The organism is Acinetobacter sp. C32I (assembly GCF_023702715.1).
GTDB lineage: Bacteria > Pseudomonadota > Gammaproteobacteria > Pseudomonadales > Moraxellaceae > Acinetobacter.
The window spans coordinates 2,319,495-2,342,761 of sequence record NZ_CP098480.1; the positions used below are offsets into that span (position 1 = coordinate 2,319,495).

Annotated in this window: 22 protein-coding genes; 12 read left to right on the forward strand and 10 right to left on the reverse strand. The window is 43.2% G+C overall.

Features of this window, described 5'->3' with window-relative positions; genetic code table 11:
• Nucleotides 1–9: 9 nt before the first annotated feature.
• Together NDN13_RS11150 and mazG are read right to left on the reverse strand one after the other, a co-directional pair.
• On the reverse strand, nt 10–438 hold the full coding sequence (locus NDN13_RS11150) for a ComEA family DNA-binding protein (protein ID WP_251115509.1): 429 nt from the start codon (nt 436–438) through the stop codon (nt 10–12).
• The gene (mazG, locus tag NDN13_RS11155; RefSeq protein WP_251115510.1) at nt 407–1,213 is read right to left on the reverse strand and encodes a nucleoside triphosphate pyrophosphohydrolase; all 807 of its coding nucleotides are present in this window, start codon (nt 1,211–1,213) and stop codon (nt 407–409) included. The genes NDN13_RS11150 and mazG overlap by 32 nt, the downstream gene beginning before the upstream one ends.
• A 101-nt stretch (nt 1,214–1,314) precedes the next feature.
• Between mazG and NDN13_RS11160 the strand changes: the two genes are divergently transcribed.
• Nucleotides 1,315–2,088 carry an SDR family oxidoreductase gene (locus NDN13_RS11160; protein WP_251115511.1) on the forward strand — a complete coding sequence of 258 codons (774 nt, stop codon included), beginning with the start codon at nt 1,315–1,317 and terminating at the stop codon, nt 2,086–2,088.
• A gap of 50 nt (nt 2,089–2,138) precedes the next feature.
• On the opposite strand, the gene NDN13_RS11165 is transcribed toward NDN13_RS11160, so the two are convergent.
• The 5 genes from NDN13_RS11165 to cysM form a co-directional block, all read right to left on the reverse strand.
• Nucleotides 2,139–2,528: a hypothetical protein gene (locus tag NDN13_RS11165; protein WP_251115512.1), complete on the reverse strand. Its 390-nt coding sequence runs from the start codon at nt 2,526–2,528 to the stop codon at nt 2,139–2,141.
• 32 nt (nt 2,529–2,560) lie between these two features.
• Nucleotides 2,561–4,867: a RelA/SpoT family protein gene (locus tag NDN13_RS11170; RefSeq protein ID WP_167251203.1), complete on the reverse strand. Its 2,307-nt coding sequence runs from the start codon at nt 4,865–4,867 to the stop codon at nt 2,561–2,563.
• 31 nt (nt 4,868–4,898) lie between these two features.
• Nucleotides 4,899–6,308: a 23S rRNA (uracil(1939)-C(5))-methyltransferase RlmD gene (gene rlmD, locus NDN13_RS11175; protein ID WP_251115513.1), complete on the reverse strand. Its 1,410-nt coding sequence runs from the start codon at nt 6,306–6,308 to the stop codon at nt 4,899–4,901.
• Between the two features lie 9 nt (nt 6,309–6,317).
• A complete protein-coding gene (locus NDN13_RS11180) occupies nt 6,318–7,139 on the reverse strand; it encodes a 3'-5' exonuclease (RefSeq protein WP_251115514.1) in 822 nt (273 codons plus the stop codon).
• Between the two features lie 81 nt (nt 7,140–7,220).
• Nucleotides 7,221–8,150, reverse strand: a complete 930-nt coding sequence (gene cysM, locus NDN13_RS11185) for a cysteine synthase CysM (protein ID WP_159413767.1) — start codon at nt 8,148–8,150, stop codon at nt 7,221–7,223.
• A 149-nt stretch (nt 8,151–8,299) separates the two neighbouring features.
• On the opposite strand from cysM, the gene NDN13_RS11190 reads away from it, so the two are divergent.
• The 8 genes from NDN13_RS11190 (at nt 8,300) to NDN13_RS11225 (ending at nt 16,408) form a co-directional block, all read left to right on the forward strand.
• Nucleotides 8,300–11,110: a GacS-like sensor histidine kinase gene (locus tag NDN13_RS11190; protein WP_251115515.1), complete on the forward strand. Its 2,811-nt coding sequence runs from the start codon at nt 8,300–8,302 to the stop codon at nt 11,108–11,110.
• Between the two features lie 75 nt (nt 11,111–11,185).
• Complete coding sequence (locus NDN13_RS11195; RefSeq protein WP_241352265.1) at nt 11,186–11,974, forward strand: crotonase/enoyl-CoA hydratase family protein; 789 nt, start codon at nt 11,186–11,188, stop codon at nt 11,972–11,974.
• A 65-nt stretch (nt 11,975–12,039) separates the two neighbouring features.
• On the forward strand, nt 12,040–12,447 hold the full coding sequence (locus NDN13_RS11200) for a hypothetical protein (protein ID WP_251115516.1): 408 nt from the start codon (nt 12,040–12,042) through the stop codon (nt 12,445–12,447).
• Complete coding sequence (locus NDN13_RS11205) at nt 12,444–13,310, forward strand: NAD(P)-dependent oxidoreductase (protein ID WP_251115517.1); 867 nt, start codon at nt 12,444–12,446, stop codon at nt 13,308–13,310. Before NDN13_RS11200 ends, NDN13_RS11205 begins: the two co-directional genes overlap by 4 nt.
• Nucleotides 13,311–13,333: 23 nt before the next feature.
• The gene (locus NDN13_RS11210; protein ID WP_171553411.1) at nt 13,334–14,128 is read left to right on the forward strand and encodes a hydroxypyruvate isomerase family protein; all 795 of its coding nucleotides are present in this window, start codon (nt 13,334–13,336) and stop codon (nt 14,126–14,128) included.
• Nucleotides 14,129–14,209: 81 nt separating this feature from the next.
• Nucleotides 14,210–14,608, forward strand: coding sequence for a ribosome silencing factor (rsfS, locus tag NDN13_RS11215; protein ID WP_004655709.1), 399 nt, complete (start codon nt 14,210–14,212; stop codon nt 14,606–14,608).
• 176 nt (nt 14,609–14,784) lie between these two features.
• Nucleotides 14,785–15,405 (forward strand): NUDIX hydrolase, encoded by a 621-nt coding sequence (locus tag NDN13_RS11220; RefSeq protein ID WP_171553412.1) that lies wholly within the window; start codon nt 14,785–14,787, stop codon nt 15,403–15,405.
• Nucleotides 15,406–15,586: 181 nt separating this feature from the next.
• Nucleotides 15,587–16,408, forward strand: a complete 822-nt coding sequence (locus NDN13_RS11225; protein ID WP_171553413.1) for an SDR family NAD(P)-dependent oxidoreductase — start codon at nt 15,587–15,589, stop codon at nt 16,406–16,408.
• 59 nt (nt 16,409–16,467) lie between these two features.
• On the opposite strand, the gene NDN13_RS11230 is transcribed toward NDN13_RS11225, so the two are convergent.
• The 3 genes from NDN13_RS11230 to NDN13_RS11240 are packed head-to-tail and all read right to left on the reverse strand — an operon-like array spanning nt 16,468 to nt 19,388.
• Nucleotides 16,468–17,922 carry an NAD(P)(+) transhydrogenase (Re/Si-specific) subunit beta gene (locus tag NDN13_RS11230; protein ID WP_004655715.1) on the reverse strand — a complete coding sequence of 485 codons (1,455 nt, stop codon included), beginning with the start codon at nt 17,920–17,922 and terminating at the stop codon, nt 16,468–16,470.
• Nucleotides 17,923–17,925: 3 nt separating this feature from the next.
• Complete coding sequence (locus NDN13_RS11235) at nt 17,926–18,249, reverse strand: proton-translocating transhydrogenase family protein (protein ID WP_004655717.1); 324 nt, start codon at nt 18,247–18,249, stop codon at nt 17,926–17,928.
• 11 nt (nt 18,250–18,260) lie between these two features.
• Nucleotides 18,261–19,388 (reverse strand): Re/Si-specific NAD(P)(+) transhydrogenase subunit alpha, encoded by a 1,128-nt coding sequence (locus NDN13_RS11240; protein WP_004804441.1) that lies wholly within the window; start codon nt 19,386–19,388, stop codon nt 18,261–18,263.
• 865 nt (nt 19,389–20,253) lie between these two features.
• On the opposite strand from NDN13_RS11240, the gene NDN13_RS11245 reads away from it, so the two are divergent.
• The 3 genes from NDN13_RS11245 (at nt 20,254) to dusA (ending at nt 22,991) form a co-directional block, all read left to right on the forward strand.
• Nucleotides 20,254–20,661: a RidA family protein gene (locus tag NDN13_RS11245; protein ID WP_251115518.1), complete on the forward strand. Its 408-nt coding sequence runs from the start codon at nt 20,254–20,256 to the stop codon at nt 20,659–20,661.
• 19 nt (nt 20,662–20,680) lie between these two features.
• The gene (locus NDN13_RS11250) at nt 20,681–21,874 is read left to right on the forward strand and encodes an MFS transporter (protein WP_241272532.1); all 1,194 of its coding nucleotides are present in this window, start codon (nt 20,681–20,683) and stop codon (nt 21,872–21,874) included.
• Between the two features lie 112 nt (nt 21,875–21,986).
• Complete coding sequence (gene dusA / locus NDN13_RS11255) at nt 21,987–22,991, forward strand: tRNA dihydrouridine(20/20a) synthase DusA (RefSeq protein WP_251115519.1); 1,005 nt, start codon at nt 21,987–21,989, stop codon at nt 22,989–22,991.
• The last annotated feature ends 276 nt before the right edge of the window (nt 22,992–23,267 follow it).

The window sequence follows — 23,267 nt, forward strand, 5'->3', positions numbered from 1 at the left end:
TTCTCAAGTTTACAACATAAGCTTACTCTTATTTTTCTCAAGTAATTTTGGCCCAATCCCTTTGATATTCATTAATTCATCGATGCTTTTAAAACCACCATGTTTTTGCCGATACTCCATAATCGCCTGTGCCTTTTTTTCCCCCACACCACTGAGCATCTGTAATTGTTGCAGATTCGCTTGATTCAAACTTATTTTATCGCCTTGAATATTTACAGATGATGAATTTTGCTTTGAAGTTTGTTGCTGCGTTGGCCGAGCCAAGTAATAGTTGTTGTTAGCCTGCTTTGCCAATTGCTGATCACGTGCCTGCTGCTGTGCCTTCCACTGCTGATAAGATTGATCAAACTGCTGTGCGTGGAGGTGTGTAACACCTCCCAAGCAGAGAATAAAGCCTATAAAAAAATTAAGTTTGCTGCGCAGATGCGGCAACGTCATGGTCTTTCTCCTGAGATTTTAATTGTTGTTTAGCTTGCTCCCAGAGTTCGTCCATTTCTGCCAAACTCATATTTTGCAAGTCTTTCTGTTGTTGCTGAGCTTGTTGTTCAATAAAAGCAAAACGGCTTCTAAATTTATGGATTGTTGCCAGTAGTGCGGTCTCACTTGACAGCCCCAGCTTTCGCCCCACATTAATTAAAGAAAATAAACAATCACCAAACTCTTCTTGAATATGATCAACATCTTGGCTTGTTATCGCCTGTTGTAACTCGGCCAACTCTTCATCTAATTTGGCATAAGCATCATCCACACTTTCAAAATCAAAGCCTAACTGAGCAGCTTTGTTCTGAATTTCATGTGACTGAACCAAGGCTGGCGCATGTTTAATCTCATCTAAGCGTGACTGTATCTTACCTTGTTTTTCTTGTTGTTTGATTTGTTTCCACAACTCACCGACCTGCTCGGAATCCAAATTTTGATATTTTTCAGCCTGAAAAACATGCGGATGACGACGAATTAATTTTTCACTAATGGCTTCCACCACATCCTGAAAGTTAAATAATCCTTTTTCATCAAACATTTGAGATTGAAACACCACTTGCAACAATAAATCGCCGAGTTCATTGCGGATTTCATCCACTTCACCAGAGCGAATTGCAGCCTCAACCTCATAGGCCTCCTCAATGGCATATCGTGTCAAACTTTCTGGGGTTTGTTGTTGATCCCACGGGCATTTTTGTCTTAACTCTTGCATGATTGCCAATAATTTTTCCATGATGATCTCCACACCCAAATAAGCAAATTGTTGCAGCACTCAGCTGCATATGCGTAATATACACGCACGCAAAAATTATCAATATAAAGCAAGGGAAAGTCATGCCATATAGTGTTTTTATTAGTGGGGCCGCACAAGGAATTGGTGCCGAAATCGCTCGTCTTTTTCATCAAAAAGGCTTTAAAGTGGGTATTTATGACATCAATGAAGCGCAGGCTCAGGCTTTGGCTGCCGAACTTGGAATGCATGCCAAAGCAGGTTATCTCGATGTCAGTAATCAGCGTCAATGGCAGATCGCACTACAGGAATTTAAAAGTTGGGCCGGTGAACTGAATATCTTGGTCAATAATGCCGGGATTCTCTATTCAGGTGCGTTTGAAAACACCCCCATTCAATCACATCACCGCACCATTGATATTAACGTTAAGGGTGTTCTCAATGGCTGCCACACCGCCCTAGCCCATCTACAACAAGCCAGTTTTGCACGTGTAATTAACCTATCCTCAGCATCCGCGATTTATGGTCAAGCGGATTTAGCATCTTACTCTGCCAGCAAATTTGCAGTTCGCGGTTTAACCGAAGCCTTGGATGTCGAATGGAAAAAATACAATATTCGTGTCTTAGACGTCATGCCGCTCTTTGTACAAACCAGTATGGTGAAAGATATGGATGCGGGCAGCATTCAACATATTGGTGTGGATTTAACCCCTGCCGATGTGGCGAAACAAGTGCTGCATTTGGCACAACAAAAAGACCATGCCCTAATCCCAACCCACACACCTGTTGGGATAAAAACCAAATTGATGTATCAACTGTCCAGTATTAGCCCACAGTTTTTAAATAGACTTACCAATATCTTTTTAACCAAACGCTAAAAAAAAGAGGCTTTAAATGAATTAAAGCCTCTTTTTAATAAATTGAATCGTTAATTGCTAAAACACCCTAAACGGCAAATCGTGAATCGAACCCATTCACCAACAAGCTGCTCATCACTTGAGATAACAACATCTTCAACCTGTAAAACCTGACAATCAACTACAACGGGATTAACATTAACAATTTGACCAAATGCATAATAAGTCCATCCACTGAGATGTACTAAACCATACTTCTGTTCAACGTTATTGATAAATATCTCATCCCAACTTTCATCATCAGCACACTCTATAGACCAGTCAAAATCAAAACAGTGCTGCTCTTTGTTATCAATCTCATCAAGGCTAAACTCATCAAATACATGATAGATCTGTTGATCAACCTCGATCACAGCATCTAAATATCGTCCTCGAGTTGATATTAACTTTGCACGAGGCATCGTATGATCATCCTTTCAGAAATATGATGAAATTAGCTGCCTTGAACCAACCGTCTGGCACTGATAATCCCCGGTTGCTGCTCTAAACGAGCCAACAAACGTGACAACTGTGCCAAACCCTTGACTTCGATCAACAACTTCATATTGGCAATACCATCTGCCTCAGAAATGGTATTGACCTGACGAATATTGATTTGGTCTGAGAAAATCACCTGAGTCAGATCTTTGAGTAAACCACGTCGATCATAAGCTTCCACCACGATCTGAACGCTCTGACCACGGGTCGGCTGCATTTCCCAATCGGCTTCAACAGCACGCTCAGGTTCTTGAGTGGTCATGCGTAAGTAGTCAGGACACGCGATCTTATGGATACTGACCCCACGATTCAAGGTGATATAACCGCCAATCGACTCGCCATGTACCGGCTGACAACATTGTGCAATATGCAATTCAACATTATCCAACCCATCAATCAAAATCCCATGCGCCGATAACGTATGGCTGGCACGAGGATTTAACGCAGGTTTTAACACCAATTCTGGCTCGTCTTGATCCAAATGCATCTGACGATTCACTTGATTCATCAAAGCATGCAGACTGATATCACCACTGACCAATGCCACCAGAATATCATCACCAGATTTCAGGTTGAAATGTGATGAATAGTCTTTCAGATCAATACTTTTCGGGTGAATCGCTAAACGAGCCAACTCTTTATTGAGTAACTCACGCCCAACTTCAACATTCTTACTGCGATCTTGTTGTCTAAACCAATGACGTAGCTTGTCACGTGCACGTGCGGTCTTGATATACCCCAAAGAGTTCACCAACCAGTCACGGTTCGGCTCACGATCTTTCTTGGTTAAAATCTCAACCTGCTCACCTGTCTTTAAGGTATAAGTTAAAGGCACATAACGCTGGTTCACACGAGCGGCATAGCACTTATTACCGACTTCGGTATGCACATGGTACGCAAAGTCTAGAACGGTTGAACCACGTGGTAACTCTTTGATATCCCCATCACGGCTAAACACATAGATCTTTTCAAAATTCTCAAAATCTTGAATTTGATCAATGCCATTCGACTCTTCATCTTCACCATGCGGTGTAGTTTCAGTGCGCTCTTGATAATGCTCAAGCACAGCACGTAATGAATGCAAACGATCATTAAAGGAATGATCGGTATTCTTGGCACCTTCTTTGTAGTTAAAGTGCGAGCACACCCCCAATTCCGCTTCGTTATGCATCTCAAAGGTACGAATTTGTACTTCCAGAGATTTATTCTCAGCAATCACTGCGGTATGCAATGAACGATAACCATTGGCTTTCGGATTGGTGACATAGTCATCAAACTGGTTCGGAATATGGCGCCATATCTGATGTACGATACCCAAAGCGTGATAACAATCTGGAACACTTTTCACCAACACACGCACTGCACGAATATCGTAAAGCTGATCGAAGCTGAGGTTCTTGCTTTTCATTTTTCGATAAATCGAATAAATGTGCTTCACACGCCCGGTGATTTCGGCCTGAATATCATAGGCAGCCAGTTCAGTTTTCAATTTATCGATGACAAACTGAATATACTGCTCACGTTCCAAACGCTTCTCATTCAGTAAAGAGGCAATCTCTTTATAGCGTTCTGGGGCTAAATAACGAAAGGCGAGATCTTCCAATTCCCACTTGAGCTGGGCAATGCCTAAACGATGCGCCAATGGTGAATAAATGGTGAGAATTTCACGTGCAACACGTTCCTGACGTTCTTTACTTGCGGTTGCCAATTCACGCAGTGCATAGGTTCGCTCTGCCAGTTTGATCAATACAACCCGCACATCTTCCGTCACTGAAATCAGCATTTTATAAATGCCGTTTAAGTGTTCACGCTGATTATTATTAAAATGATCTTCTAAGCGTTTGTTCTTTTCAATCAACTCAGACAGTTTACCCATCGCAAGTGTGCCTTTCACCAGACCCAAAACCTGCTCGCCAAACTGTTGCTGAATGTCCTCTAAGGTAATCAAACCCTCACGTACACTCCGATATAACACCGCCGCTGAAAGCGTGTCTTCATCGACATGTAAATGGGCCAAAATATCCGCCATACCAATCCCGGTACTAAAGGTATTGATACGATGATTTCCCGTCGCTTGTAACTCTTTTGCTAAGGTTAGCTCCGCAACCTGTTGAAGTTGCTTCAGCTCTGCCCCATCCAAAATACCACGCACTCGATCTAGCCAAGAGACAAGACTACTTTGCGCTTCAGCGGCATGTTCTACAGTCGCTTCCTCAGACAACTCTTGGAGTCGTCCAGGTAACTGCTCACGTACTGTGACCATACCTTTCTCCTCTGGATATGTAACTCATTTTTTAATCGTTTATCTCTTCGATTTTTTCAAGCCGTTCAACTTTTTCAAACAAGGCAATCGATTCAACATGTTCAGTATGCGTAAACATGTCCATGACTGCTGCTTTCTTCAATTGATAGCCATATTGTGCCAGTACACCTGCATCCCTTGCCAGTGTTGATGGGTTACATGAAACATAAACGATTCTTTTCGCTCCAAAATTAGGTACATATTGCATAACTTCAAATGCGCCCGATCGTGGAGGATCAATTAATAATGCATCAAATCCCTGTTTCGCCCAAGAATGATGCGAAAAGTCTTTTGTTAAATCTTGTGAAAAGAACGCCGCCTGAGACAAATGATTTGCTTGCGCATTCTCAGTTGCTCTGTTGACCATCTCATCACTCGCCTCAACGCCGACCACTTGACCTGCCTCACCCACACAACGTGCAATCGGTAGAGAAAAATTACCTAATCCACAGAATAGGTCAAGTACTCTTTCCCCTTTCTGTAATTGAAGCAATTCACATGCCAACTGAATCATCTGCGCATTTACACCACTGTTGACCTGCGTAAAATCTAACGGTGAAAATGCAAATTTGACTGCAAAATCATCCAAACTGTAATGCAAACGCATTTCTGCCTGTGAATCATCTACGCGATGTAAACTATCCGCCCCTTTTGGCTGCAAATACAACTGCCATCCTTTGAGTAACGTAAATTGACGTAATTGGTTGACATCCGACACATTTAATTCATCTAAGTGGCGAATTAATAATGCAACCTCAGAGTCTCCCATCGCCAATTCTATATGACCAATATGCGCTTTGCCTGTAAGACTTTCGAGTAGTTTCTTAAGTTCTGGTAAACATTCAGATAAGGTTTGATCAAGTACCTTACACTGCTGAATTTCAGTTAAATGATTACTATGATGCTCACGAAAACCCATCACCAAACGATTTTGCTTGGCAATATAGCGCACCCCGATTCGGGCACGGCGACGATAATCTGCTTTAACCGAACGAATCGGATCGAGCCATTGTTCAGGTTGCAATCCTGCAAAATGTTGCAAATGCGATTTTAAAACATTCTGTTTCAACACAATCTGTTCATCAGGATGAATATGCTGCAAACTGCAGCCGCCACACACCCCAAAATGAGGACAAATCGGATCAACTCGCCCCTCAGCGGCCTCACTTTCCAGCTTGACCATGTCCGCTTCTTCTAAGCGTGAGGTTTGATTGGTAATCTTGGCCTGCACCGTTTCGCCGACAAGGGCATAACGGATAAAAACTTTCTTGCCGTGTTTTTCTTTAGGATGATCTGGGTGCGTTCCATAATGCGCAATGCCTCGCCCTTCATGCGAAAATGCCTCGATTTGAAAGGTATAGCTTGGATATTGCGTTGGACGTTGTTTCGCTTTGTGTTTCAAAAGATGAACCTAATTTTTTGGCGCAAAAGTATCTGCGGTGAATACAGTATATTGCGATGTTTGCTGCCATACCTGTAAAAAATCTGTTTGTTGCGTTTGCGTTTGTAAATAATCAATAGTGGATTGAACTAAATACTGATGATCTTTTTGATTCAACTGGCCTTTGAGCAACAACCAGCGAAGATAGACCAACCACGTATTCAACACATCGCCTTCGCAATAACGGGTCAATTCTAACCATTGTTTATTACGTACATATTCAGGCACGTGATAGCCCGTTTCACCACGCTTGCCAGGAAAACCAAGCAAACAGGCAATATCATCCAGTTTCTGAAAATTACGACCATTAAACATCGCCATCACATCCATCAAGTCAACATGACGATGGTGGTAACGGTTCTGATAGTTGTTAAAGCGTTTTTGCTGATCAATTTCACCTTGGTCAAACAAGCTCGGTGCAGACAAACCGTGATACATGGCACGAAACAGAATCACAGGCAAATCAAATTGCGAGCCATTCCAGCTGACCAGTGTCGGCTGCTTCTTGTCAAAAATCGATAAGAATTTTGCCAACATTTCAGCTTCGTTATGCTGTTCCTGACTAAATGAAAACAGGCGATAGCCTTTTTCATCAATCCATAAACCAGAAATACAGACAATTTCATGCAAAGGCAGACGTTGAAAATCCATCCCCGACTCTTGGCGACGAATTTTGGTGAGTGCCTGCTCGACATCTGCTTCAGGTAAATCAAGGTGATAAAGATGTGCACCCGCCTTTAAATCGGTCAGGGTCTCAATATCAAAAACTAAAATCGGAAAACGTAAATTCATTTCAGAATTCCCTTACAGAGCTGCAATACAGCTCCCTGCAGCCAAGGGTGAACTGTAAGTATAACAGTGTCAGGTCGGATCTTAGTCTTCATCTTGTACTGAGAATAATCCCGTTGATAAGTAACGATCACCACGGTCACAGATAATGCAGACAATCACCGCATCTGGTTGTTCTTCTGCAATTTTAATTGATGCCCAAACCGCACCACCAGAAGATGTTCCTGCACTGATGCCCTCAGTACGCGCCAGCTTACGCATGGTTTTTTCCGCTTCAATCTGTGGAATATCAATGATGCGGTCGACACGACTGCGATCAAAGATGGTTGGCAAATATTCTTCTGGCCAACGGCGAATCCCTGCAATGCTTGAGCCATCTGAAGGCTGTAAACCCACAATTTGAATATCTGGGTTTTGCTCTTTCAGATATTTAGACACTCCCATGATGGTTCCCGTCGTGCCCATTGAGCTGACAAAATGGGTAATCTTGCCACCTGTTTGCTTCCAGATTTCTGGACCTGTGGTCAGGTAATGTGCTTCAACATTGTCTGGATTACCAAACTGATTCAGCACAAAGCCTTTGCCTTCAGCCTGCATTTGTAAAGCAAGGTCGCGTGCACCTTCCATGCCTTGCTGCTGCGTGACTTCAATCAGCTCTGCGCCATAGGCCAACATCGCATCTTTACGCTCTTGGCTCATGTTGTTCGGCATGATCAGCTTCATTTTATAGCCGCGCATGGCTGCAACCATGGCCAACGCGATCCCCGTGTTGCCACTAGTCGCTTCGATCAAGGTATCCCCAGGTTGAATCTGTCCACGCTTTTCCGCTTGAACAATCATGTTATAGGCAGGGCGATCTTTGACCGATCCTGCTGGATTATTGCCTTCTAATTTTGCTAATACCGTGGCTTGGGTATGACACGCTAAACGTTGCAAACGCACCAAAGGGGTTTTACCGACATAGTAATCCAGTAAAAATTCATCTGCTAAAAAATCAGTTTGCGTATTCGTCATGATCGACACCGATATTAAGGTGGCGACTATTGTATGAAAAAAACGGAAATACTGCACCATTTCACTCTGCTTTTTATTGGCAAGCAGATGTCTTCGCTTATCGCAAAGCATGCTAAGATGTTGCGCAGAATGATAAATCTGACCGAACTATGTCAAATTTCAATAAAACCATATCGAAACGCTTACGCCTCAATCATGCCTACGGACAATTGATTGCACTGATTTTAGTGCCGATTGCCATCTTGACAGGTGTTGGTATTCTTTGGGTTTTATCCGAAACCACCAGTTCTGCAAAATCACAACAACGTTCTGATGCGTCTGCAATTTTGGCACGTTACCACCAAACTGCGAATGATTTATTAAAACTGGTCCAAGAACAACCCGATCAATATGATCGTGCTCAAAACATCATGCAGAAGATGTTTGATGAAAAAAATCTACAGCGTGCGGTACTGATTGATAATCGTGGTCAGACTTATTTAAGCGTTGGCTATCAAAACAATCGCTTTTGGCCAAACTTTCCAGAAAACAGTAACTTCTTTGGCCCAATTTCGCATAATCACAATAGCATTTATGGTTCGAAACTCGACAGTGGCGATCCTAATTCTGTTTGGTTGATGATTGAATTAGACAACCAACCCTTGGAATTGGCTCGCTATAAAATTCTACTGTCCCTGGTCGTGACTGGACTGATCACCATACTGATTCTCCTATTCTGTTTAAATGTGTTCTCTCGTCGCTGGCTCGCACCGCTGTATGAAATTCGCATGCAAATGCAACGCCTCAACGCCGACACGCTTGATCAGCATATTGTGGTGAACAGTACCGGTGAGCTGCGTTTGCTACAGCGTGATATCGCCAATGTGGTGAAACGCCTACACTTTAGTTTCTTAGAATTAAAAGAACATACTGAACAAACCGAAGAAGATTTACGTCGAACACTGGACACCTTAGAAGTCCAGAACATTACCTACCGCCAAGCACGTGACCAAGCGATTTCATCGAATCAATCTAAGTCGGTGTTTTTGGCCAATATCAGCCATGAACTCAGAACACCGCTGAACAGTATTGATGGTTTTATTCACTTATTACTACGTCAGCAAAACCTGAGCAATGAGCAAAATCTCTATCTGCAAACCATCCGAAAATCATCGGCACATCTATTGGCACTGATCAATGACGTGTTGGATTTCTCTAAAATTGATGCAGGTAAACTCGAGCTCGAAACCGCACCCTTTGACCTTGAGGAAGCTATTTTTGATGTGATGGATATGCTCTCGCCTTTGGCGGCACAAAAGCATATCAATATGGCCTTCTACTATGCAGAGAATATTCCAAAGCATGTGGTCGGTGATGCACTACGCTTTAAACAGATTCTGACCAATCTGATTTCCAATGCCATCAAGTTCACCCCTGATGGGGAAATCATTGTCCGTGTGCGTATGGAAGATGATGAAATCGGACAATGCTTACTACATTTTAGTGTACAAGACAGCGGCATTGGTCTGAGCGGTACAGATCGTAAGAAGCTGTTCGAATCGTTCTCTCAGGGCGATGCTTCAGTTACCCGTCAGTTCGGTGGCACAGGACTTGGTCTGGCCATTTCCAAACAGCTGGTGCATTTGATGCATGGTCAGATTGGCTTTGAGGACAACCAAGAACGTGCCCCAACCGAAAAAGGCTCAACCTTCTGGTTCACGGCTTCATTTAAAGTCGAAGAGCAAGATGAGTTTGTGGAACATCCACGTTTCGATCATTTGCAAGTGGTGTCTTATCTCGCTCACCCTGCAACGGCCAGCGTACTGCGTTCATACCTCGAGAATTACCATGTCTCACATATTGAGACCCAATCGATTCTGGATCTATTCAGCCGCTTAAATCATCTGAATCAGCAGGAAAATACATGGCTGATTGTCGATCATAGCGGTGATACCGAAGCCTTACTCAAAGAGATTCGTCAGCGTTATCATGGTAACTTGGCTGTTTATGGTTATCAGATGAGCCTTGAGCCAAATATGCTCAATGAATACCGTGCACGACCACTGTATCAACCGCTGAGTCGTCGTGAGTTGGTACAACTCCTCGGCAATCAACCTGTTTTCGAGCAAGAGCCTGAAGACTTTAACGGTCAGGGTTTGCATGTGTTGGCGGTGGATGATCACCTCCCAAACTTGATTGTGCTTGAAGCCTTACTCGGTGAGCTCAATGTCACCACCACCAAAGCATTGAGTGGACAAAAGGCTATCGACATTATTCAAGAGCGAATTGAACAAAAATCGCCGCCGTTTGATTTGGTCTTTATGGATATTCAAATGCCAGTCATGTCTGGGATTGATACTACGCGTGCCATTCGCTCACTAGAATCCACACTTGATTCAGGCATGCAACTGCCAATCATTGCGCTCACCGCGCATGCACTGGCCGATGAAAAACAAAAGCTGCTCAAAGTCGGTATGAATGATTATGTGACCAAACCAATCCAGATGGAGCAAATCATTCAAATCCTGACCCATTGGACCAAGAACAATTTCACGACTCAACCTACGACAACTGAGCCCAAGCGCCCAACCGAATCAATTGATCCCCAAATTCTGAACTGGCAACAAAGTGTGCAGCTTGCAGCCAACAAAGAAGATTTGGCACAAGACTTATTGAATATGCTGGTGGACAGCTTTGATACCGAACTGGCTGAAATGCAACAATTGATTGAGATGGAAGATTTCCCACAATTGGAACATGTTCTACACCGTCTCTATGGCGCAACCCGCTATGTCGGCACACCAAACTTGCAGCAAGTATCAGGCGAGTTTGAGCAATTTGTCTCAACCTTACGTAAAGAGCGTCGTAAGGCCGATGATGTATTTATTCGTGAGACCAGTCATCGCTTCAATGAACTCAGTACCGCCATTGAACAGGTTAGACAGGCTGCCAATTTGATCTTGCATGCGCATGACAATTAACGTGACTGCCCTGTCATGTTTCGATGCTGGGACTCATGTTATGCTGCCAAATCAAACACAATAAGAGTAAGGCAGATGGCACTTTTACGCGTTGAAAAGAACAATGGAATCGCAACAGTTTCCTTAAACCGTCCAGATAAACGTAATGCAATGAGCTTTGCCTTACTCAAAGAGCTGGTGGCAACTGCAAAAAAAATTGAAAAAGATCGTTCAATCCGCTGTGTCATTCTCACTGGTGAAGCACAGGTCTTTAGTGCAGGCATCGACCTTTCTGATTTAAACAATCCTAAAAATACTGCTTTTGCTGCATGGGAACTGATTAAACCAGGGCAAAGCTTGTTTCAAAAAGCCTTCCTGATCTGGCAGAATCTGCCGATCCCTGTAATTGCAGCAATCGAAGGCTATTGCTTTGGTGCAGGCATGCAGCTCGCACTCGCAGCCGATATTCGTATTGCGACACCAAGCACGCAAATGTCAATCATGGAAAGTCGCTGGGGCCTGGTACCCGATATGGGGCTCACCCGTTCACTAAAAGGGCTGATTGGCGTTGATTTGGCCAAAGAACTGACCTTAACTGCGCGTATCTTTGATGCTGAATATGCCAAAAAAATTGGTCTAGTCACCCATTTAGACAATGACCCATTAGCGAAAGCGAATATCATTGCCGAAGAAATTTTACAACGTTCACCAGATGCCATTATGGCGGCGAAACGTGTTTTGGATGCGATGGAGCACCAACCTGAAAAAGCATTACGCTTAGAAAAACTTTGGCAACTCAAACTACTTTTAGGTAAAAACAGTAGCCTTGCGCGTAAAAAGGACAAGAACCCAGAAGTTCAATTCTTACCACGTCAATACAAATAATCATAGACATTGAATATCAGATCATTTGAAATCTGATATTCAACTTCTTAAATAATTATCAATTTATGTTTAATTCTAAAATAATCAGCTTAATCCTACTCTTTTCCTGTGCACAAACGGCTTATGCAACTCAATGGATTGAGATTCCTGCCAAAGAGAATGCCTGCAATATTCATGTTTTTTATGATCAAGCTTCCGCTCAAAAAAACATTCTGCTCGAAAAATATGATTTTAGTGAAATGAAAGAATGTGAGGAAATTTATAAAGGTCAGGCTTATTTAACCTATAAAAGCAAGATGAATTGCATTACCCATGAATTCAGCCCAATAGAACAAACTTTTTATGCAAAGGATGGAAGTCATAAAAATTATCCTGAACGCTTCAATAGTTCTGTTCAACCGATCCCCAATAGTACGCCAGACCGCTTGCTTAGCGAAGCTTGCCGCACCCAAAAAGGAAATACATTGCCATGATCTTGAATCAAAAAACACCAATCGCTTTCTTGGGTATGGGTTTAATGGGTACACGTATGGCCAGCCGACTCTTACAAGCAGGTTATCCTGTGGCGGTCTGGAACCGTAGTCCGCTCGCATGTGAACCTTTGCAGCAGCAAGGTGCATTACACTTAAAGCTCGATGACATCGGCAGCTATCCTGTTATTTTGACCTGTTTAGCCGATGATCAAGCGGTGCAAAATGTTTTCACCCAAATTCAACCCTATTTGAAAGCTGAGCAAATCATTGTTGATTTCTCGAGCTTGTCAGTCTCTGCAACTCAAGAATTGGCTCAGTCTGCTCAACAACAACAGGTCACATGGATTGACTCTCCCGTATCAGGCGGAACCATGGGAGCCGAACAAGGTACATTGGTTATTTTTGCAGGCGGTGATGCGAAGACGATCAAGCAACTCACCCCAATTTACAATGTACTCTCACAGCGTGTCACCCGTATGGGAACATCGGGTACAGGACAAGCGACTAAAATTTGCAATCAATTAATTGTTGCCGCCAATAGTACCCTGATTGCAGAAGCTGTCGCCCTTGCCGACCAAGCAGGCGTCGACACCGCATTACTTGCACCTGCACTCGCGGGTGGTTTTGCCGACTCAAAACCCTTTCAAATCCTTGCGCCGCGTATGGCAACACAGACCTTTGAGCCAGTACAATGGAAGGTGCAAACCCTATCAAAAGATTTAAACAATGCATTACTTCTGGCACAGAGTTTTAACTTAAAGATACCTGTGGCACAAAAAGCTCTATTACAGTTACAAGCTCACCAAGAAAATGGCTTTGCTGATAAGGATTTAGCGACTATCATCAAAATTACAGAACAATAATTATTGATTCAGGGAGTCTGAAAATGAGCCATCTTGCAGTCAATTTATCCATGATTTTTACTGAAGTCCCTTTAATTGAGCGCTTTGCTTTAGCGCACGCCCATGGTTTTCAGCATGTAGAAATTCAATTTCCCTATGAACTCGACGTGATCGATATTCGAACTCAACTTGAACAACACAATCTTTCCCTCTGCCTGATTAATGTCCCTGCGGGTGACTTGATGCAAGGCGGCAATGGGCTTGCAGGTGTGCCGGGGCGAGAAATTGAATTCCATCAAGCGCTTGAGCTGGCAATTCGTTATGCCACTGCACTGGATGTGCCACGTGTGAATATTCTCGCCGGTAAACAACCGCTGGATGCCGATCTGCTGCCGTGTCTGAATACACTTGCAAGCAATCTAAAACTAGCCTGTCACATGCTCACGGAACAAGGTATTGAACCCGTTTTTGAAATGATCAATGGTACTGATATGCCACGCTTCTTGGTTCAGAACATTGCCCAAGCCCAAGAAATGCTGGAAGCCATCAACCATCCCGCCCTGAAAATGCAATATGACTGTTACCACATGGCGATGATGGGTGAAGATGTATTAGCGGGATTACAGGAAAATATCGATCAGATTGGGCACATCCAATTTGCCGACTGTCCAGACCGGCATGAACCCGATACTGGAAATATCCCCTATAAACAAATCTTTGACTGGTTGCTACAAAGTGACTATCGAGGTCTAATTGCAGCGGAATACAGACCAAAAACGCAGTCAGATCAATCTTTTGCATGGAAAAACAAGTATTTTTCCAATGATGTGAATACATAAACTGTTACTGCTAAAATTTGAACTTTTTAGAGAAAAACGGTATATTTGACAATGAGCAATTGTCAGGAAAATATACCCTCTATGAATTTAGAACCATCGCCCAGCGCTTCTAATTCTCACGACCTAAAAATCAAAACAGCGAACAAAGATGTACAAGCGTGCCTAAACGTTGTACATGAAGCTCTCACTGATGTAAAAGCCAAAGATATTCTTGAACTTGACGTAAGTACGATCAGTAATGTTGCCGATGCAATTGTGATTGCAAGCGGTACATCGACTCGTCATGTTAAAGCCCTTGCAGACAATGTTGCTGATGAAGCACGTAAAGCAGGTTTCCGCCCAATCGGTGTCGAAGGTGAACGCGATGCTGAGTGGATCTTAATCGACCTCGGTTTTGTTGTGGTACATGTAATGTTACCAACCGCGCGTAAGTTCTACGACTTAGAAAGCTTATGGCGTGCGCCCGAATCTGTAGCGTAAAGCTCCTCAAAAAAGCGACCGAATAGGTCGCTTTTTTTATAGCGAATTCAAGTCAAAAATAGCCCTAAACAAGAACACGTAACAAGCCGATTTAGCCCTAAATTTCCGACCATTCGTTGTAAAATATAATCGCAGTGCTAGTATTAAATCCTCCCCTCAAGTACAGCTAGAATAAGATGAAAGATTCAGCCGCATGGATTGAAACACTCCATAAGATTACTGGATTGGCTCAATCAGGTTTGCACTACAGCAAAGATGTATACGATAAAGAGCGTTATGAGCAATTACTTGATCACGTCCGTACCCTGATTGAATTAAAAGAAATTGATACCACTCATTTTATTTCCAATGTCTTGCAAGATATTGGCTATGCAACACCCAAAATCGATGTGCGCGCTGTTGTCTTTAAGGACAATAAACTTCTATTAGCCAAAGAGACACAGGATGGCTTATGGTCTATTCCTGGAGGTTGGGCAGATGTTGGCTATTCCGCTGCAGAAAATGCTGAAAAAGAAGTCCTTGAAGAAACTGGGTTAGAGGTGAAAGCCGTTAGACTCCTCGCACTCACAGATCGTAGAAAGCACCCTCACCCTGCCATGTTCTTACACGTGTATAAAGCCTTTTTTTGGTGTGAACTGATTGGTGGCGAACTCAAACCAAGCATCGAAACCTCAGAGGTGGCTTTCTTTGGCAAGGATGAATTACCTCCAATTTCTACAGCGCGTGTTACCGAGGCACAAATCCATCAATTTTTTGAGTTACTACAGGGATTACCGGAGAATACTTATTTCGACTAACTTCTAATTTAAAGAACTCATCAAAAACATAATCCCCAAACAACAATATCGCTCTCACCAAAAGATGAGCAAATGTCGACCATCTCCCACCTTTAAATTTGACATGACAAATTGTCAAAATTGCAGCACTATACAGATTCTTGCAATCCCACCAATAAATAGCATAACTGGAGTACAGGAAGTGAAAATACTGATTACAGGTGCCAATACAGGCATTGGTTTTGCCACAGCAGAACAGCTGGTTAAACAAGGGCAACACGTGATTCTGGCCTGCCGAAACCCACAGAAAGCACAACAAGCACAAAACAAATTACGGGCGCTCGACCAAGGGCAAGTCGATCTCATCTCCCTCGACCTCAACAGCCTTGAATTAACTCGAAAAGCAGCAGATGAAATTGTAGACCGTTATGGCAATCTGGATGTGTTGATCAACAATGCTGGCTTATTTGCCAAAACCAAACAACTGACTGCTGATGGCTTCGAGCAACAGTTTGGTGTCAATTATCTCGGTCATTTTTTATTGACCCAAAAACTGCTTCCTGTTTTAAAACAATCGCCTCAAGCACGTATTGTCCATTTAGCCTCAATTGCACATTGGGCAGGCTCAATCAAACCCAACAAATTCCGCGCAGAGGGGTTTTATAATCCACTATTTTATTATGGACAATCCAAGCTCGCGAATTTACTATTCAGCAATGCATTAGCAGAACAACTAGCAGATAGCTCAATTACCAATAATGCGTTACACCCAGGTGGCGTCGCTTCGGATATTTATCGCGATCTACCCAAACCTGTCTATGCGGCGATGAAATTAGGTTTAGTCCCAACCTCTGTTCCTGCAAATTTGATTAGCAAAATGGCAATTGGAGACGAATGGAAAAATCGTAATGGAGCGTATGTCAGTGCGCATATGCCAGATTGGAAATCTCCACATGCCAAAAACCAGCAATTGGCACGTGATCTTTATCAACAATCTATGCAATTGGTTGAAAAGTTTCTTTAAAAATAAGCCAAATAAAAAGCCACCCGAAGGTGGCTTTTACAATCTTGATTAAGGCCAGTTTAGTGACCACCACCATTGATTGCTTTGGTCATGTCTTCCACAACTTTCTTGGCATCACCAAAGATCATCATGGTTTTTTCATTGTAGAACAAGTCGTTGTCTAAACCAGCATAACCTGTCGCCATAGAGCGCTTGATCACCATAATCGTACGTGCTTTATGCGCTTCAAGAATCGGCATCCCATAAATCGGTGAGGTCGGATCATCTTTCGCCGCAGGGTTAACCACATCGTTTGCACCAATCACCAGTACCACATCTGTTGCAGGGAAATCTGAGTTGATCTCATCCATTTCCAAGATGTCTTCATAGGCAACATCTGCTTCAGCGAGTAAAACGTTCATGTGACCAGGCATACGACCAGCAACTGGGTGAATCGCGAAGCGAACTTTTACGCCCTGCTCTTTCAAGATTTCACACAATTCTTTCACCGCATTCTGTGCACGACCTTGCGCCATACCATAACCTGGTACAATCACAACGCTGTCTGCATTTGACATCAGGAAGCCTGCGTCATCTGCTGAACCAGAACGGTGGTTACGTTGAACTTGTTCACCTTTATCTGCTGATGCAACTGCTGCACCGCCCATTGCACCACCAAACAATACATTGATGATTGAACGGTTCATCGCCTTACACATGATGTAAGAAAGAATCGCACCAGATGAACCCACAAGCGAACCTGCAACGATCAACATATTGTTTTCAAGTGTGAAACCAATACCTGCCGCAGCCCAACCCGAGAATGAGTTCAAAAGTGAGACCACAACTGGCATATCACCACCACCGACTGGCGCAATCCATACCCAGCCAAATGCAAGTGCAAGTGCTGTCATTGCCCAGAATGCAGTCATGTTACCCGTAGTAAAGAAGTAGAAACCACATGCAAGCATCGCAATAAAGATGGTTGCTTGAACGGGTTTAACCCATGCACCCGAAATTGTTTTTGCCCATTTCTTCGCAGCCAATTTACCGTAAGCAAATACAGATGCAGTAAATGTGATCGCACCAACGAAGCAGCCAACAAACAATTCAAATAAATGAACTGAACTCATATGTGCATGTTGAACACCCGCAGCCGTTAATGCCGCCTCGTTTTGTTCAAATAATGCAGTAAGTTGGTTGTTGTGCAGAATCGCCGCAATTGCAATCAATACCGCAGCCAAACCGACCAGAGAGTGCATCAACGCAACCGTCTCAGGCATTTGTGTCATTGGCACTGTTTTCGCACGTGCGATACCAACGACAGCACCCAAGACCATTGCACCACCGATCATCCAAACAACCGGATGTTCAGCAACAAAGAAGGTGGTTACTACCGCAATCGCCATTGCGATCATACCGTAGCGGTTACCGGCAATTGCAGTCTTAGGACCAGACAAGCCACGTAAAGTTAAGATAAAGAGGACAGCACCAATCAGGTAGAACCAATCCGCATAGTCTCGAATGAATTCCATTGCTTAGCCCTCTTTTTTCTTTTGCTTCGGCTTGAACATTTCAAGCATACGAGCAGTTACAGCAAATCCACCGAAGATGTTGATACTTGCCAAGAACACAGCAATCGCACCAAGGATACTCACCACGTTTACACTTTGGAATGCAACATTAGCATCTACACCAATCGCAGGCATACCCACTGTTTGAATCATCGCGCCAACCACAATAATGGAAGACAACGCATTGGTTACCGCCATTAATGGAGTATGTAACGCAGGTGTTACACCCCACACCACGTAATAACCCACGAAGATAGCAAGGACGAAAATTGTAATCGTTTCAACCATGAGAACTCTCCTTAACCGCGCTTAAGCAGTACTTGACCGCCATGAGTCACGAGTAACGCTTTTTGGATTTCTTCTTCTTGATTGATCGCAAAGGCTTTGTCTTTGTCGAATAATGTCTCAAGGAAGTTAAAAACGTTACGTGCATACAGTGCAGATGCTTCAGTCGCTACTGTGCCTGGAATATTTGGAATACCCAAAATTTTCACGCCATTTTCAGTTGTGACTGTTTCGCCTTCTTTAGAACCTTCCACGTTGCCACCAGTTTCAACTGCCATATCTAAAATGACAGAACCCGGTTTCATTTTGGCAACGGTTTCAGCTTTAATTAAACGCGGAGCATTACGACCCGGGATCAATGCAGTGGTGATTACGATGTCAGCATTTGATACAGCTTTATCTACAATCGCAGCTTGATCTTTGATGTATTGCTCACCCGGCTGCCAACCATAGCCACTTTTCGCAGCTTCAGCAGCACGTTGTTTTTCTTCATCCGACATTGGCACATCGAGCCATTTGCCGCCTAAAGATTCAACCTGCTCTTTTGCTGTTGGACGTAAGTCAGTTGCTTCTACGACTGCACCTAAACGTTTCGCAGTCGCAATCGCTTGAAGACCCGCAACACCAACACCCATAATCACAACACGTGCTGGTTTTACAGTACCTGCAGCCGTCATTAACATTGGGAACATACGTTGATATTCAGCCGCAGCTAACAATACAGACTTATAACCTGCCAAGTTTGCTTGAGAAGAAAGTACGTCCATATTTTGTGCGCGTGATAGCGTACGTGGCAGTAATTCCAATGCAAAAGCAGACACTTGCTGAGTTGCAAACTGGTCTAATTCTGGATTGCGGTAAGGGTCAAACATTGCAATTACAGTCGTATTCGCCGCAAGCTTTTGAATTTCGTCACCTTTAGGGGCACGTACCTTCAAAATAATTTGGCTGCCTGTATATGCATCGTCCGTAATGGTTGCGCCAACTTGTTCATAAGCACTGTCAATATACGCGGCTTTAACACCAGCACCACGTTGAATGACAATACTATGACCTGCGTTAATCAACTTCTTAACTGTTTCTGGTGTAGCCGCTACACGACTTTCACCTGCAACAGTTTCGGTTGGGATTCCGATCTGCATGAGCGTTCCTCAAGCTAGTTTTTCTTAAGTAAACATCGCCAAGAGCAATGTTTCCCCCAGGAGTATTCTTTGTAGAAATTTGGATTCTAATGGAACTTTTTTAAAATGCCACCCAATATTTATTTAATAAATACCTATATTTTGAACTGATGATTCACATTTATATTTAGAGCTTGTATGATCCGCAGGTTTGCCTTTTGATCGAACACTACAGATTTTTCATCTCTGCTTCACATATAAATCTGATTGCTTACGCACATCATCAGTTCATTTCTATACAGTGCCCTTCCTGATTTGGAAGATCACTGAGATATCTATTCAACATCTCTACCCTCATCCTGATCATCAGTCACGTTTAACCAAATCTATTTTCATCAACATTGGTTATTTCTTTGACGCTCTACCGATGCATTGGTTGAATCGGCATCATAATCATGCAGTTGTGGCGAGGGATTGGCTTCACTGAACTTTTATTGGTCTTTTCGGCGAGTTTTTATCTGACAATTTATAACAAGCCATCAAAGAGTGAGGATGAAAGACCATTTTTGCTTATCAGTAAATCTGAATGAGATGAAGTTAGTTGCTCAGAAAAATTTAAAAGAATGAAAAAAACTTAAATAGGCATTTTTTCAAGTGATATTTGTATGGTTTTGTCTAGCAAAAGCTGCTTTATTGCACAACATTGGTGCAAATATTAAACACCTACTCAATTCATCTCTTCAATTGAAGCCCTAAAAAACCAAAATGCGAAGAAATCGCTCATTTATTATGAACCGTGCTTGCTTTGGGCGCAAAACACCCTTGACCTCAAGTTAGGTTGAGCTTTGATACTGAGTCATCTCCATCTTCCATGTGATGAGTCACGATGAAACCGACATTTAAAATGATCAATCCCAGTGAACTTTATGATCCACGCAGTAATGGCTATAGTCATGTGAGCATTGTTCCACCCAATATGCGTACTATTCATATTGCCGGTCAGGGTGGTGAGAATAAAAAGGGGGAGTTGCCTAAAGATTTTGACCAACAGGTACAACAAGTCTTCTATAATATTCAACATGCTTTAGCTTCAGCCCAAGTACAACTATCAGACATTGCCGTTTTACGGATATTGGTGGTTGATCACAATGCTGAGAAACTTCAAATCTTGGCTAAAACCATACAACACTTATGGCCGCAACAAGCTTATCCAGTCTGTACCCTTATTCCTGTATCAGGTTTGGCATTAGCAGGGATGCAAATTGAAGTTGAAGCAACCGCCTATACCGCATAAACCAGTAATAGAGAAAATTATGTCTGCCCCTCAAGATATTAGTCAAAATAAAACCTTACTTTGGTTTATGGCTGCAGCATGTGGTTTGTGTGCGGGTGCCAACTATTATAGTCAGCCTTTGATTCACTCGATTCAGCAGTATTTTGCAGTGACTGAAGGTCAAGCAGCGCTCACGGTAACTTTTGCTCAAGTCTCTTATGCACTTGGCCTGCTGTTTATTGTCCCGATGGGCGATGTGGTGAACAAAACCAAATTCATTCCTTTGCTCATGGTATTTTGTGCTGTAGGTTTATTTATTAGTGCTTTCTCGGTCAACCTACCCATGCTTTGGCTGGGTACCGTCATGGCAGGGCTGTTCTCGGTGGCAGCACAGGTCTTAATTCCGCTTGCCACCATGACAGTGAAACCCGAAAAAACGGGGGAAGTGATTGGCTTCTTGATGAGTGGTTTACTGGTCGGTATTTTACTCTCAACCAGTCTTGCAGGCTTGTTTTCTAATCTGTTTCATTGGAAAGTCATTTATGTGGTCAGCGGCGTGCTCATGCTGATCTTGGCCTATGCCTTGAAAAGCCGCTTGCCTTATGCCATGCGCATGAAAATGAATTATGGGCAAGTCTTTGTCTCCATGGCGCAGTTACTCAAGCAAGAAAAACGCTTAGTATTACGTGCGCTTGCAGGCGGTTTTGCTTTCGCTGCAGTTAGTATTCTATATTCAACGATCGCGCTACTGCTGACCTCGGCCCATCATCTGCAAGATCTGTTGATTGGTATGGTGCCTTTGGTCGGGATCTTTGGTGCCCTCTCTACGCAATATATCGGTAAATATGCAGATCAGGGCTATACCAGCCAACTGACTTGGATGGGTTGTGCTTTATTTATCTTGAGTTGGATCTGCTTCTATTTTGGGCAAAGCGTGTTATTCAGCTATATCCTTGGTTTTGCGCTGATTCAGTTGGCATTGGCCTTGGTCCATACCAGCAATCAGAGTGTGATTTTCCGTTTACGTCCTGATGCAAAATCCCGTATCAATGCCATTTATATGACCGCCTACTTTACTGGTGGTGCATGTGGTTCGGCCCTTGGTATTTTTGCATGGAATCATGGCGGCTGGAGCATGACCTGTTTGGCTGGAATCAGTCTGGTCTTTGCCTGTATGTTGTTTAGTTTCTTCGACCATCTTTTGACAAAGAAAAACAAGATCGTCACATCCTAGATCTTCATCCTTATAGTGAAAATTGAAGTGACGGGGATCAGCATTGGTGAATTGATCACAAAACTCGTATAATGCTGCCCTTTCTTTGCTTGTCCACATCCGAGATCCGTTTATGCACTCACTTGAATCATTAAAGCCACGTATTTCCGTCGCGCCAATGATGGATTGGACAACAAAAGACTATCGTTTCTTTGCACGTCTTTTTAATCCCAATGTGGTGCTCTATACCGAAATGGTGACCACGGGGGCGATTATTTATGGCGGCGCCAATCGCCATCTCGACTTCAATCAACAAGAACAGCCAATTGTGCTGCAACTCGGTGGCTCCAATCCACAAGAGTTAGCCACCTGTACCAAAATGGCTGAAGACTGGGGTTATAACGAAGTCAATTTAAATGTCGGCTGCCCAAGTGATCGCGTGCAAAACAACAAAATTGGGGCATGCCTAATGGCTGAACCCAATCTAGTGGCTGAATGTATTCACAGCATGCAAAAAGCTGTTTCGATTCCTGTAACGGTAAAACATCGTATCGGGATTGATGACATGCACTCCTATGAAGAAATGCTACATTTTGTCGATACGGTAGCAGCAACAGGCTGTACCCATTTTATCGTACATGCGCGTATTGCCATCTTGCAGGGCTTATCTCCAAAAGAGAACCGTGAAGTCCCACCCTTGCGCTATGAAGATGTCTATCGTCTTAAACAAGAACGCCCACACCTCACCATTGAGATTAACGGCGGTATTAAAACCTTTGAAGAAACACAGCAACATTTACAGCATGTTGATGGGGTGATGATTGGTCGTGAGGCTTATCACAATCCGTATTTATTGGCAGAGATGGGCCAACTCTGGAATTTGGAAGCACCTGATCGTTTTGAGATCATGCAGCAAATGATGCCTTATATTCATCAACGTGTGGCCGAAGGTGCACCGCTTTCAATTATCACCCGTCATATTCTGGGCTTATTTCAAAACTTGCCGGGCGCACGTAAATGGCGTCAAGCGCTGAGTGGCGGTAATGCCAAAACCATCGCTGATATTGAACAGGCCATTCAAAATATTCAGGCTGCGATGCAACGTACGGAAGATTATTTAAAAGAGCATCAGAACTAATCTGATCTGCTAAACATCACTTTTCTGCATAGGAACATAGCGCAATCCGCTATGTTCCACCACCACTGAGCTTGCGATAACCTAAAAGTCTCACCAATCACTTGAGCTTAACCACTTAAACTCATGGTTATGCTCAAGCGTGATTTCATAATTTTGTCTTCCAGAAACAAACAAAGTTGACATTACCTGTTGCAGGACTTGTCGATCTAGAAAAAATGTAAAAATGTGCAGGTTGTCGGCATGCGATGACACCCTTTCAATATAAACATAACCAAA